Genomic DNA, 12,680 nt, shown 5'->3' with positions numbered 1-12,680 from the left:
ATGGACCGTTTTATCGATGAACTGCTGTTCCAGTTCTATCCCTATGTCGCAATAGCCGTGCTGCTGATCGGCAGCTGGCTGCGTTTCGATCGCGACCCGTACACCTGGCGCGCCGGTTCGAGTCAGCTGCTCTCGTCGCGCGGCATGCGCTGGGGCAGCAATTTGTTTCATGTCGGTGTGCTGGCAATTCTGGCCGGACATTTCGTGGGGCTGCTGACGCCCCACTTCATCTATGAACCATTCATCAGCTCCCCGCACAAGCAGTTGCTGGCCATGGGGATAGGCGGCGTGTTTGGCTTGATGGCCTTCGTCGGCATGACGATTCTCGTGCTGCGCCGCCTGTTCAACCCGCGTGTCCGCGCCACTGGCCGGCGCAGCGATCTGGCCGTGCTGCTGCTGCTCTACGCGCAACTGCTGCTCGGGCTGGCATCGATTTTTGTGTCGGCCGGTCACCTCGATGGCGCGCAGATGGTGCGCCTCGGCGAATGGGCGCAGCATATCGTCACCTTCCGCGGGGGCGCGGCCAGTTATATCGCCGGTGCGCACTGGATCTACAAGGCGCACGTTTTTCTCGGCATGACGCTGTTGCTGATCTTCCCCTTCACCCGCCTGGTGCATGTCTGGAGCATGCCGGTATCGTATCTGCGCCGCCCGTATCAGGTCGTGCGCAAGCGCCAGCAGGTGCTTCGTTATGGTCGCTGATGCAGGCGGCGTGTACGAACCGCGTACGTCGTCGGGCGTGAGCGTTGGAGGAGTCGCCATTGACGAGACCGCGATTGCCCGCGAGATGCAGCACCACCCGGCACCCGATCAGCAGGGTTCGCGCATGGCGGCTGTGCAGGCGCTGGTAGTACAGGCGTTGCTTCAGCGTGAAATCGAACGGCGCGGCATCGTGGCCATGCCGCGGCCACAGGAAAGCGGGGAAGAGGCCGCCATTCGCGTGTTGCTCGATGACGCCCTGATTGTGCCCGAACTCGAGGAAGCCGATTGCCAACGATTCTTCGAGGCAAACCGTGACCGGTTCCGGGCTCCGGATCGCGCGCTGGTCTACCACATCCTGCTTGCCGCGGCACCCGCCGATACGGCGACGCGCCTGCGTGTGCGGGCGCAGGCCGAGGAGCTCATTGCGGACATCCGCAACCATCCGCAGCGCTTCGCCGACCTCGCCGCGCGACACTCGAGCTGCCCGTCGCGGGAATCCGGCGGTGAACTCGGCTGGCTGGAAAACGGGCAGACAACACCCGAATTCGAGCGCCAGGTGCTGCAACTCGGCGTCGGCTTGTGCGAACTGCCCGTGGAATCGCGCTACGGGCTGCACGTGGTGCGGGTCGACTCGGTTGTGCGCGGCGTCCACCTTCCCTATGAGCAGGTCCGCGAGCGCATTGCCACGCGTCTCGAGGTACAGGTACGTCAGCGCGCGATCCAGCAGTTGCTGAACGAATTGAGCGAGCGCTTCGGGGTCGAGGGCCTCGACGACGACGCCCATTGAGCCACACCGGGTCATGGAGCGAACGCACGTTCGCAAGGCGCGGCCGATTCAGACCTTGGGACCGAGTGCAATAAAAAAGGCCCGCTCGATGCGGGCCTTTTTCGTGGCAGAACGCGGCGATCAGTAGCAACAGAAATCGTAGCGAACCCCGAGCGACCAGGTGTCGATCTCGTTGTTGAAGGCATAGGAGTAGCCTGCGCCCACCGAGAACGTACGCGTCGGATAGAAGCGCGCGTTCAGGCTGGCCGTGAAGTCATCGGTCTCGTAGCCGATGTTCTTGGAGCGGTCGTCGAGATCGCCTTCGAACAGATCCGTGTAATTGCCGTTCGCCTCGACTTCGAATTTCGGGTTCAGCCACGCGCGCAGACCCACCTCGGCACCGAGACCCGAGCCATCGACGTCATAGCGGTTGCCGTTTCTGAGCGTGGAAGGAACGTCGTCGAAGTCCTTGTACGCGGCCAGCACACCGCCGTAAAGATCGATGCAATCGGCAATCCGGGTGCGAGCGCCCACGGTAATCGCGCCGGAGCGGATGTCGACGGAGGAATCATCCACTTCTCCGTAGACCACGTTCAGCTTGGTGTAGATCATCTGGGTGGGTTGCAGACTCAACGTCAGCGCGGCACCGTCGCTCTCCACGTTGAGGTCATCGTATTCCCCTTGGGTATACGCGCCTTCGATGTAGGCATAGCTGAAATCCTGGGCCATCGCGGCAGCGGGCAAGACCAGGCAAATGGCGAGTAGCGATTTTTTCATGAGTGCTTCCTCTGTCTCCGTACAACAGCAGCAGTTGCTCGACCAAAAGGCGAGTCGTTGAATCCAGCTTAGTCGCTCGATCTCGGTTGCAGCCTCCACCAGTGAAAAATTGCCGAAACAGTGATATTTCCGCGGCCCATATGGAGCCGCCGTGCTCGAAATGCGCAACTCGCAACCGGCGCGCCCGTCCCTGCGGACGAAAAACGCCCGCCGGCTTTCACCGACAGCTGATTCGACCGCAAGGCGGGAAATGCAGGATCGCGCGCAAGCGCGCAATAAGCGGAATGACGCAGGGAAGCTCAGGCGACTCCCTGCGCGGGGTTCAGAACGCGAAACCGACGCCGATCACCGGGCCGCTTATCGAGATATCGGCCGAGTCGTTGCCATTTTCGAGATCGTAGTTGAGGTTTCGATAGCCAAAACGGAATTCGGTGCCGCAGCAGTCGTAGACGAATTCGGGCGCCATCTCCCACACCAGGTCGGAGTCCCCCGCGCCCACCGACAGCGTCGGGCTGAACGTCCAGTACTTGCTGAGCGCCAAACGCGGACGCAGCATCACCACGCCGTCGTATTGGGTGCTGCTGCCATCGACCTCGCCCACGTTCTGTATCTTGAAATCGGTATCGAGTTTGATGTAACGCACCCCGACCAGGGCATCGATGGTCGATCGCTGACCGGCGTGAAAGCGAACACCGGTCGCAACCACACCCAGGGTGGAGTCCGATTTCAGCTGGGCCTTGTTTGACGCACGGCGCAACTCGACATCGCCGGAGTCAATCGCCAGGTAATCGAATTGCACCAGGTTGACCCAATTGCCCTTGTTCGCCTCGAGCATCACCGAGCCGCCGATATCCATATTGTCCATGATGTCGGAGAAATCGGCAGAGGAATTGAAGTCGTGCCCGCGGACGTGGAAGTCACCATCGATACCCATTGCCCACAGGTAGGGTGTCAGGCGCACATCCCAGGCATCACCGGCAGCTGCCGGCAGAGCGAATTGCGCCGCCAGCAGCGAGACCGCGGATACCGCAAACAGATTGCATTTCAACATTTGGCTATCTCCATGATGACAAAAACGATTGCCCGCTTTATACCACACGCGCTACCCACCAGCATCCGAAAAATACGCAAGGAGAAAATTGGCGGTGCACAGTGCGTACGCTCAGGCAGCCGTGCCTGCCCGTCCCGGGCCCGCCTGTCCGCACGGCGTTTTGACCAGCGCATACAACGCCGGTATCACGATCAGGGTGAGCACGGTCGAAGACACCATGCCGCCAACCATGGGCGCCGCGATACGGCGCATGACTTCGGAACCGGTGCCGGTGGACCACATGATCGGCAGCAGTCCGACCATGGTCGCCACCACCGTCATCATCTTGGGCCGCACCCGTTCGACCGCTCCCGCCATGATTGCCGCGCTCAAATCCGCATCGCTCGGACTCGTGCCCTGATCCTGCGTGCCGAGCATGGCCGCATAAGCCTGGTCGAGGTAGATCAGCATCACCACGCCGGTCTCGGCGGCCACGCCGGCGAGCGCGATAAACCCGACCGCCACCGCCACGCTCATGTTGTAGTCGAGCCACCACATCAGCCACACCCCGCCGATCAGCGCAAACGGCACCGACAACATCACGATCAGCGTCTCGGTCACGCGGCGGAAATTCAGGTACAGCAGCAGCAGGATCAGCCCCAGGGTTATCGGCACCACCAGTTTCATCCTGGCGATCGCGCGCTCCATGTATTCGAACTGCCCGCTCCAGCTCAGGTAGTAGCCGGGCGGAAGATCGACCTGCGCGGCAACGGCCTGGCGCGCGTCGGCGACATAGGATCCGATATCGCGCCCGCGGACATCGACGTAGACATAAGCCGAGAGCAGCGCATTTTCGGTGCGGATACCGGAGGCGCCTTTCTCGACCCGAATGCGCGCGAGCTCGCCGAGTTGCACCTGCGCGCCGTCCATGGTGGAGACCAGGACTTCGCGCGCGATAGTCTGCGGCTTGTCGCGTAATTCACGCGGATAGCGCACGATCACGCCAAAGCGCTCGCGTCCTTCGACGGTGGTGGTCACGGTCTCGCCACCGAGTGCCGCCGCGATCACTTCCTGCAGCTCGCCCGGCACGACGCCGTAACGCGCCAGTGCGTCGCGATCGGGCTCGATGCCGAGGTAATAGCCGCCCGTCAAACGTTCCGCATAGGCGCTGGTGGTTCCCGGCACGCTGCGCACCACTTCCTCGACACGGGTCGCGATACGCTCGATCTCGGCGAGCTCGCGGCCAAACACCTTGACCCCGATCGGGGTGCGGATCCCGGTGGCAAGCATGTCGAGGCGTGCCTTGATCGGCATGGTCCAGGCGTTCGCAATACCGGGAAACTGCAGCGCCCGGTCCATCTCCGCGACCAGCGCATCGAGCGTCAGGCCAGCGCGCCATTGCCGCTCGGGCTTGAGATTGATGACCGTTTCGAACATCTCGATCGGCGCCGGATCGGTTGCGGTCTGCGCCCGCCCCGCCTTGCCGAACACCGATTCGACTTCCGGGAAGGACTTGATGATGCGGTCCTGTTGCTGCAACAGCTCCGCCGCCTTGGTGACCGACATGCCGGGCAACGATGAGGGCATGTACAGCAAGGTGCCCTCGTTGAGGGTCGGCATGAATTCGCTGCCGAGCCGCAAGGCGGGCCACAGCGAGATCAGCATGACCGCCACTGCGGCCAGCAGGGTAAACGCGCGATGGCGCAGAACCCAGCGGATCACCGGGCGATACAGGCTCACCAGCACGCGGTTTACCGGGTTTGCGTGCTCCGCGATGACCCGGCCCCTGATGAACAGCAGCATCAGAACCGGCACCAGCGTCACCGACAACAGCGCCGCACTCGCCATGGCAAAAGTCTTGGTGTACGCCAGCGGCTGGAACAGCCTGCCCTCCTGGGCTTCCAGCGTGAACACCGGCAGAAACGATACGGTAATGATCAGCAGGCTGAAAAACAGCGCCGGCCCCACCTCCTTGCACGCCGCCACGATCAGCGGCTGGCGCGGCGCGTCCGCACCCGCGCGCTCGATATGCTTGTGCGCGTTCTCGACCATCACGATCGCCGCATCGACCATGGCGCCGATGGCGATCGCTATTCCCGACAGACTCATGATATTGGAGTTCAGTCCGAACCAGCGCATGGCAAGGAACGCCATCAGCACCGCGATCGGCAACATGAGGATGGCGACCAGCGCGCTGCGCACATGGAGCAGGAACAACACGCAGACCAGCGCAACGATCGCGATCTCCTCGACCAGGGTACGCTTCAGGGTATCGATGGCGCGGTAGATCAGCCCCGAGCGATCGTAGACCGGCGTGATGCGCACACCCTCAGGCAGACCGCTCGCCACCTCGGCGATCTTGGCCTTGAGGTTGCCGATCACCGCGAGGGCATTCTCGCCGTAGCGCGCCATCACGATACCCGCCACGACTTCGCCCTCGCCATCGAGTTCCGCGATGCCGCGGCGCTCATCGGGCACCAGTTCCACCCGCGCCACGTCGCGGATCAGCACCGGCACGCCGTTCGCGGACTTCAGCACCAGCTTTTCGATATCTTCTGTGCCGCGCAGATAGCCGTGGGCGCGGATCATGTACTCGGTCTCGCTCATCTCGAGCACGCGTCCGCCGACATCGGTATTGCTGCGGCGGATGACTTCGGAGATTTTCTGCAAGGGTATGCCATGGAGACGCAGCTTCGCGGGATCCACGGTCACCGCGTACTGGCGCACGAAGCCGCCGACACTCGCGACCTCGGCGACACCGTGGGCACTGGTCAGCTGGTAACGCAGGTACCAGTCCTGCAGTGCCCGCAGTTCATCGAGCGATTGCTGCTCGCCCTCGAGCGCGTACTGATAGACCCAGCCCACGCCGGTGGCATCGGGCCCGAGCCCGGGCGTCACCCCATCGGGCAAGCGCCCGGCAGCGGAATTCAGATACTCGAGCACCCGCGAGCGTGCCCAGTAGAGGTCGGTACCGTCCTCGAATATCACGTACACGAACGATGCGCCGAAAAACGAAAAGCCGCGCACGACCTTGGACCGCGGCACCGAGAGCATCGCTGTTGTCAGCGGATACGTCACCTGGTCCTCGACCACCTGCGGGGCCTGCCCCGGATACTCGGTGAACACGATGACCTGCACATCGGAAAGATCGGGCAGCGCATCGAGCGGCGTGTTGATCAGCGCATGGCTACCCGCACAGATGATCAGGGCAGTGCCGAGCAAGACCATGAAAACATTGCGCGTCGACCAGTCGATCAGCCAGTTCAACATCTCAATGCCCCTCGTGTGCGCCAGCGGGTGATGAATCGGCGGGAGCCTGGCCGGCACCGGCTGCGTGGCCCTGATGGGCGCCGAGCCCCTGCAGGGATGCCTTGAGATTGCTCTCGGCATCGATCAGGAAATTGGCCGCAACGACGACCTCCTCACCCTCGCGCACGCCATCCAGCACCTCGACATGATCGTCGCCGCGCTGTCCGAGGCGAACCTCCCGGGGCTCGAACCGTCCTCCCGGGTGTGCGATCAGCACAACGCGTCGCGTACCGCTGTCGATCACCGCTGTTTGTGGCACCACGATGCGCGGCAGCGGCTCGCTGACCTTGATCTCGGCCTCGCCGAGCAGCGCCGGCCGCAGCACGCCGTCCGGGTTCGGCAGCGTGGCGCGAAACCTGAGCGTGCGCGTCGCCTCGGACAGGGTCGGGTAGACAAAGGATACCTGGCCCGCAAACACCCGCCCCGGCAGCGCCGGTGTCTTGAAGCGGAGCTCCTGCCCGGGCGCGATCGCGGAAAAATCCAGCGAGCCGATCTCGGCGATCAGCCATACCTGGCTGAGATCGGCAAGCTCGAACAAGGTGTCGCCCGCCATGAAGCGTCCGCCCTCGGTTGCCCGTTTCTCCAGTACGACCGCAGCGACTGGCGACACCAGCGCCAGGCTGCGTTTTACCTTTCCCTGCTCGAGAGCACGCAACTCCTCTGGCGCAATATCCCAGTTGCGCAGCCGCGCCAGCGCCGCGTCGGCGAGCTCGCGCATGTTTCGCCTGGCACTGTCTTCACCGAGGTGCTCGAGTGCCGCGTGCGCGATAAGGTACTCTTCCTGCGCCGACACCAGTTCCGGACTGTAGAGTTCCGCCAGCGACTCGCCACGACGTACCGCCATCCCGGTCTGGTTGGCCTGCAGGCGCTCGACCCAGCCCGCAAATTTCGGCGCAATGGTGTGCAGACGACTTTCATCGACCTCGATGCGGGCGCTGGCACGGACGGTGCGGCCAAGTACCCGGCGCTCGACAAGGGCGGTGCGCACCCCGAGCTTCTGCACTTTCCGCACATCGAGCACCACCATGCCATCGGGGTGCTCGGCCTGGTCGGCATAGACAGCTACATAGTCCATGCCCATCGAGTCCTTCTTCGGCACTGCGGAGGTGTCCGCAAGCCCCATCGGATTGCGGTAATACAGAACTTCGCGTGGCGCAGGTGTGCGCTCGATCGGGACGCCGACCTCGCCCCGATCGCTGCGCAGATACCAACCGCCAGCAAAACCCGCACCCAGGGCCACGGCAACAAACAGCGTAGCAGTGCGCGTCATGGCGTCAGACTCCCTATCAGGGCGCGCAGGCCGGCAGCGCTCTCGAGCGCCTCGCGACTCGCGTCGTATTGTGATAATTCCGCCGCGCGCCAGGCGCGCAGCGCATCGAGCAGGGTCATGAAATCAACCTCGTCCACCGCGTAGCTGGCGCGCGCCGCGCGGTACGATGCTTCGGTCTGGGTCAGCAGCGTGTGTTGCACCAGCGCCCTGAGGTGCTCGGCGGATTCCCAACTGGCGTAGCGCGCGGCAGCGTCGGCGCGCAGTTCGGTGCGCACCGATTCGAGTTTCAACTCGGCGGCGCGCTCCATCAGGCGTGCTTCGCTCTCCTCGGCACGCCGCCTTCCCTGCTGCAACGGAATCTCGACCCCCAACATGACTTCCCAGTTCTCGACATGCTGCCCGCGCTGGATCGGCGCCAGGCTCAGCGTCACGTCGGGATAACGGTTGCGCAGACTCAGTTCGCGTGTGCGTGCGGCCGCCTCCAGCCTGGCGCGTGCGGCAAGCACCGCCGGATGGACCTCGTCGAGTTGCTCCATCAGGTAATCGAGGCGCCAGGGAATCGTCAGCTCGGGCGTGGTGCGGGGAATTGCAAGCGTCGCGTTGGCCGCGCGTCCCAGCACCGCGTTCAATTCCGCGCCGGCCACGCGGCGCTGGGTATCGAAGGCAATACGGTCGTGCTCCATCAGGGTCAGTTCGACCTGTGCCTTCAGCGAATCCTGCATCGGCACGATTCCGGAGCGATAGCGCGCGGTCGCGAGCTTCTCGATCTCGGCCATGAGCGAAATGATTCGCTCGAGCGCGGTGCTTGCCACGTTGGCATGCCAGTAACGCACATAGGCGCGCTCCGCCAGCGCCATCAATTCGAGCGCGCGCGCGCGTTGTTCGGCATCGGCAACGCCGGTCCGGGCCCGCGCGACATCGCGCGCCAGCCCGCGCTTGCCCCACAACGGAAAGCGTTGCTGGAACTGGTACCTGGTCGCGCCCACATCGCTGGGATCCAGCGTCGGATCGTTGCTGTCGATATCACGCCATTCGATTTCCAGCATCGGGTCCGGAAGCGCAGCTGCCGGCACTTCGCGTGCCCGCATTGCCTGCACCTCGAATGCCATCGCCTGCAGTTCGGGGTTGGCCTCGATCAGGCGCGAGCGCACCCCGTCGAGGGTGGCGCCGGGCACGGACCCGTCATCGGCCGCGACGGCGCCCGCCACCAACAGCCACGCGGCCGCCACAACGCGCACTGCGCGTGCATGAAAAAACATCGGAAACCTCCGTCAAATCCACAGCTGGTGCCCGGCCCGCAGGCCGACATGCCGCATATCGGAGCCGGCCATTTGGCCAGCCCGAACGGAATTCAGACGATGGGAGGTCGGAAGGGATGCGCGGGGGGCGCGGACAGGATGAATTCGGCGGCCATCTGCAATTCGCTTGCCGGCGTTGGAGAAAAGAGCAGTGGCAGGACCACGGGCAGTGCGCTTGCGGCAGTGCCGCAGTTGCAGAAACAGGCGCCGGACTGGCAACAGGGCTGCGCGGTGTTGCGGTCGGCGGTGTCGAACCCGTCACCGCCGGGTTGCGCATCCGTCATTGTGTGCTCATGACAACCGGCGTGCTCGCCCCGCCCCGGCTGCGCGGATTCATTGTTATCGGCCAGCGACATCGAAAGCATCATCTGGCTCGCGCTCGCCGCGGCAATGCCGGCCACCGGCAACCAGGCTGCCAGCAGCCAGACGAGCCATCGGTGACGGAGCCTTGTCATGCCCTGGATCCGGAAAAACGAATAATCATGCTACGCCGCAATATAGGGCCGTGCAACCGCGCGATTTCACCGCGCGAGTTCAATAGTTGAATGCCATGCGGCCAAGGCGCCCGCTCACGGTACCGGCCCCGGCGGTGGGAGGTACTGCGCAAACCACGCCCTCAGCGCCTGCGCAAGTGCGCCATTACTCCCCGCGATGGCGGCAATCCGCCCCGCTAAAATCCGCTCGCGCTGCACCTCGTTTGCCGGCAGTCCGTGCAGCAGCGGCGCCACTTCGACCCCCGCCACCCGCCACACTCCGAGCGGCTGGTCACTGCTCAACACCACGTCGCGCTCCCGGATAAAACCGTTATCGACCACCGGGCGCAGCGCCACTCCGAGCAAGCGCCGCGTGCCGCTGTCATGCGCGGGCTCGTCGTCCGGCCACTGCCGGCGAGCGTTCCAGAACGGTTGCTGCGGCCAGCGGGTTTCGGCGCGATGGAAATCGCGTCCGATACGGGCAAAGCGGCTGAAGATATGCGCGACGCGTTCGCCATAGAAGCGCTCGGCGAGCGCGGCGCCGTCAGGATCGCGCAACAAGGTGTTGACCACCGCCGGCGCCACCGATGCCGATGACAGCGCCTGGAAAATCCCGTTTCCCGACAGCGGATCGACGGCCATCGCCGCATCGCCAATGCGTATCACACCGCGATCGATCAGTGGCGAGTGCAGGATCGCGGTGCTGCTGCGCGCGATCGGCGGGCCATTGACCGCGCACGCCGCGATCCAGTCGGCAACCGCCGGCAGCGCCGCGAGACGCTGGCAAAGATACGTCGCCAGTGCGCCGCGCCGGGGCATATTCGGCGCATCCGCAGCCAGCGTCAGTTGCGTGTAGCGCTGCCCGTCGGCACTGCACGCGAGCCACGCCCAGCCGTCCGCAAAGCTCAGCACGCAGGAGGATCCGGCATCCGTCCGCGGCCCAGTCCAGCGCTGCAGCAGCGAGACCGTCTCGGGGCCGCGCAGGCGTTGCCCCCCGCCGCGGGTGGCCGCACGCCCGCGCGCATCGATCACCAGCCGCGCGCGCAGGCTCCGCTCACCGAGTTGCAGCGCTACATGCCCGTCGGATTCGCGTCGCAGCGCGTTCACGCGCTCCGCCCGAACGTTCAACCCGGATCGTCGCAACTCCGCGAGCAGCGCGCGATCGAGTTCGCGACGCGACAACAGGTGCTCGGTGTTGGCGGCACGCTGCTCGCCGTTCCAGCAAACGCTGCGCGGCGTTGCCGCGGGCACATCCGCCAGCGCCGCGCCGAGCCCGGCATCCGCCAGCCCGCGCAACACCCGTTCGGAAACACCCTCGCAGGCCGCAAACGCACGTGGCACGGCGATTACCGTCACCGCATGCCCGAGATGCGTCAACGCCAGCGCCACGGCGGCGCCGGCCGGCCCCGCGCCAACCACCGCGATATCGATTGGGGAAATTCCGGCCATCGACGCGCTCCGCTGTCTCACTGTCCGCAAGCGGATCGCGCGTCACCACGCACTGGCCACGCTCAGCTGCGTTTGCTGCGTCGCTTCGCGCGGCGCGGTACCGTCGTGGCTTTTCTGGCCGCGGGTTTGCGCGCATGCATTGCTGCCGCCGCGCGCAATTCCTCGAACGAGGAGTATATACACTCGGCATAGAACGCCGGGTCAGGCATCATTTCACGGCAGGAGTTGATCGCGATCGATAGCTGGCCGTCGTAACTGATCACCGCGTGGAACAGCCCCATGCTGTCCATGATCGGGCCGAACCCGGTCATGCTGACCAGCCGCGCACCGGCCAGGTACAACGGAATCCTGGGCCCCGGTACGTTGGTGATCACGGTATTCACCGGTGTCGCGATGCCGGTCGAGGTGAGCAGGCGCGTACCGAGCGACAGGAAACCGAGTGCCGCGAGTTGCGGCGGAATCGCCTCGAACAGGTCGAGCGCGGTGCGCGGCCCCAGGGCCTTTGCCGTTTCCTTGGCCACCGCCGAGTCACGCCGCACCGCATGCAAACGCTCGAGCGGATCCTCGATCACGGTATGGATCGGAAACGCCACTGCGCTCACCAGGTTGCCACCGAACTCGCGCTCCCCGGCCTCGCGGAAACTCAGCGGTGCGATGGTCACGGGCGAGCTGTCGCCAAGCTCTCCGCGCGACTGCAGGTAGCGCCGCATCGCCCCGCCGATGATCGTGACCACCACGTCGTTCACGGTCGCGCCGCTCTCGGCCTTGCGCATGAGCTGCAGTTCGTCGAGCGCAAAAAACGCGGATTCGACCACGCGGTACGAGGAAATGCGCGTGTTGAAGCGCGTATTGACACGCGGCGATGCGGTGCCGAAGCGACCCTCGCGCACCCCCGTGCCTATAAAGCGCACCGCCGGTACCAGCTCCTTCGCAAGGCGCCACCAGCGCGCCGGAGAACGCAACGCATTCAGGCCCGCATTGCCCAGCATCCGGTTGGTTCCCGGACCCGGCTCGTCGTCCTCGAGTTGTGGCACCACCCGCTGTGCCGGGCGCGGATGCTCGTCGTGCAAGACCTCCAGCGCAGTCAACGCAGCCATGCCGTCCACCGCCGCATGATGCATCTTCAGGAACAGGGCAAAACTGCCCTTGGGGAGGAAGTCGATGCCATCGAGCCCCTCGATCACCACGAGTTCCCACAGTGGCCGGCTGCGGTCCACGCCGCGCGCGTGCAGGCGTGCGGCGAGAATGCACAGCTGGCGCCAATCGCCCGGATGTGGCAGGGCAACATGGCTGATGTGCGACTCGACGTTCAGATCGGGATCGGCAACCCAGTAAGGATTGTCGAGACCAAGGGGCACTTCCTGCACCTTCTCGTGGAGCATTGGCACCAGGTGTGCGCGCTCGCGAAACACCTTCACGATGTCACGCAGCCGCACCGCGCCGTCCGGCGCCGAGCGTTGCGTGTAGAACATCAGCAGGCTGATGTGCATCGGTGCACCCGGACTCTCCTGAGTCAGGAACATCCGGTCCAGTGCCGTCAGTTGTCGCATGGCTGTCATCCCGCGTGATTGCCCGAATGGCAGAACAGGAAATCGTCCGGCCTACC

At 64.6% G+C, this 12,680-nt stretch carries 10 protein-coding genes; 2 read left to right on the top strand and 8 right to left on the bottom strand.

The features are described from left to right. Together narI and IPF49_17705 are read left to right on the top strand one after the other, a co-directional pair. On the top strand, positions 1-702 hold the full coding sequence (gene narI, locus IPF49_17710; GenBank protein ID MBK6289435.1) for a respiratory nitrate reductase subunit gamma: 702 nt from the start codon (positions 1-3) through the stop codon (positions 700-702). Continuing rightward, entirely contained in the window at positions 692-1,489 is a 798-nt protein-coding gene (locus tag IPF49_17705; GenBank protein MBK6289434.1) for a peptidylprolyl isomerase, read from the top strand. The genes narI and IPF49_17705 overlap by 11 nt, the downstream gene beginning before the upstream one ends. 120 nt (positions 1,490-1,609) lie before the next feature. On the opposite strand, the gene IPF49_17700 is transcribed toward IPF49_17705, so the two are convergent. The 8 genes from IPF49_17700 to IPF49_17665 form a co-directional block, all read right to left on the bottom strand. Further along, positions 1,610-2,245, bottom strand: a complete 636-nt coding sequence (locus tag IPF49_17700; protein ID MBK6289433.1) for an outer membrane beta-barrel protein — start codon at positions 2,243-2,245, stop codon at positions 1,610-1,612. A 322-nt stretch (positions 2,246-2,567) separates the two neighbouring features. Next, positions 2,568-3,296, bottom strand: coding sequence for a hypothetical protein (locus IPF49_17695; protein ID MBK6289432.1), 729 nt, complete (start codon positions 3,294-3,296; stop codon positions 2,568-2,570). A 111-nt stretch (positions 3,297-3,407) separates the two neighbouring features. After that, entirely contained in the window at positions 3,408-6,545 is a 3,138-nt protein-coding gene (locus IPF49_17690; protein ID MBK6289431.1) for an efflux RND transporter permease subunit, read from the bottom strand. Between the two features lies 1 nt (position 6,546). Then, entirely contained in the window at positions 6,547-7,854 is a 1,308-nt protein-coding gene (locus tag IPF49_17685; GenBank protein MBK6289430.1) for an efflux RND transporter periplasmic adaptor subunit, read from the bottom strand. Next, positions 7,851-9,113 carry a TolC family protein gene (locus IPF49_17680; GenBank protein ID MBK6289429.1) on the bottom strand — a complete coding sequence of 421 codons (1,263 nt, stop codon included), beginning with the start codon at positions 9,111-9,113 and terminating at the stop codon, positions 7,851-7,853. Before IPF49_17680 ends, IPF49_17685 begins: the two co-directional genes overlap by 4 nt. A gap of 92 nt (positions 9,114-9,205) precedes the next feature. Next, complete coding sequence (locus IPF49_17675; protein MBK6289428.1) at positions 9,206-9,607, bottom strand: CopL family metal-binding regulatory protein; 402 nt, start codon at positions 9,605-9,607, stop codon at positions 9,206-9,208. Between the two features lie 114 nt (positions 9,608-9,721). Next, positions 9,722-11,074: an FAD-dependent oxidoreductase gene (locus tag IPF49_17670; GenBank protein MBK6289427.1), complete on the bottom strand. Its 1,353-nt coding sequence runs from the start codon at positions 11,072-11,074 to the stop codon at positions 9,722-9,724. Between the two features lie 62 nt (positions 11,075-11,136). Continuing rightward, the gene (locus IPF49_17665) at positions 11,137-12,624 is read right to left on the bottom strand and encodes a wax ester/triacylglycerol synthase family O-acyltransferase (GenBank protein MBK6289426.1); all 1,488 of its coding nucleotides are present in this window, start codon (positions 12,622-12,624) and stop codon (positions 11,137-11,139) included. Between the last annotated feature and the right edge of the window lie 56 nt (positions 12,625-12,680).

Source organism: Gammaproteobacteria bacterium (assembly GCA_016705365.1).
GTDB lineage: Bacteria > Pseudomonadota > Gammaproteobacteria > Pseudomonadales > UBA5518 > UBA5518.
This window is presented reverse-complemented; position numbering and strand designations above follow the sequence as displayed.

What these genes read in the sequence shown, in the direction of transcription:
- narI (MBK6289435.1), top strand. Translation starts at nt 1, where the DNA reads ATGGACCGTTTTATCGATGAACTGCTGTTCCAGTTCTATCCCTATGTC.
- IPF49_17705 (MBK6289434.1), top strand. Translation starts at nt 692, where the DNA reads ATGGTCGCTGATGCAGGCGGCGTGTACGAACCGCGTACGTCGTCGGGC.
- IPF49_17700 (MBK6289433.1), bottom strand. Translation starts at nt 2,245, where the DNA reads ATGAAAAAATCGCTACTCGCCATTTGCCTGGTCTTGCCCGCTGCCGCG.
- IPF49_17695 (MBK6289432.1), bottom strand. Translation starts at nt 3,296, where the DNA reads ATGTTGAAATGCAATCTGTTTGCGGTATCCGCGGTCTCGCTGCTGGCG.
- IPF49_17690 (MBK6289431.1), bottom strand. Translation starts at nt 6,545, where the DNA reads ATGTTGAACTGGCTGATCGACTGGTCGACGCGCAATGTTTTCATGGTC.
- IPF49_17685 (MBK6289430.1), bottom strand. Translation starts at nt 7,854, where the DNA reads ATGACGCGCACTGCTACGCTGTTTGTTGCCGTGGCCCTGGGTGCGGGT.
- IPF49_17680 (MBK6289429.1), bottom strand. Translation starts at nt 9,113, where the DNA reads ATGTTTTTTCATGCACGCGCAGTGCGCGTTGTGGCGGCCGCGTGGCTG.
- IPF49_17675 (MBK6289428.1), bottom strand. Translation starts at nt 9,607, where the DNA reads ATGACAAGGCTCCGTCACCGATGGCTCGTCTGGCTGCTGGCAGCCTGG.
- IPF49_17670 (MBK6289427.1), bottom strand. Translation starts at nt 11,074, where the DNA reads ATGGCCGGAATTTCCCCAATCGATATCGCGGTGGTTGGCGCGGGGCCG.
- IPF49_17665 (MBK6289426.1), bottom strand. Translation starts at nt 12,624, where the DNA reads ATGCGACAACTGACGGCACTGGACCGGATGTTCCTGACTCAGGAGAGT.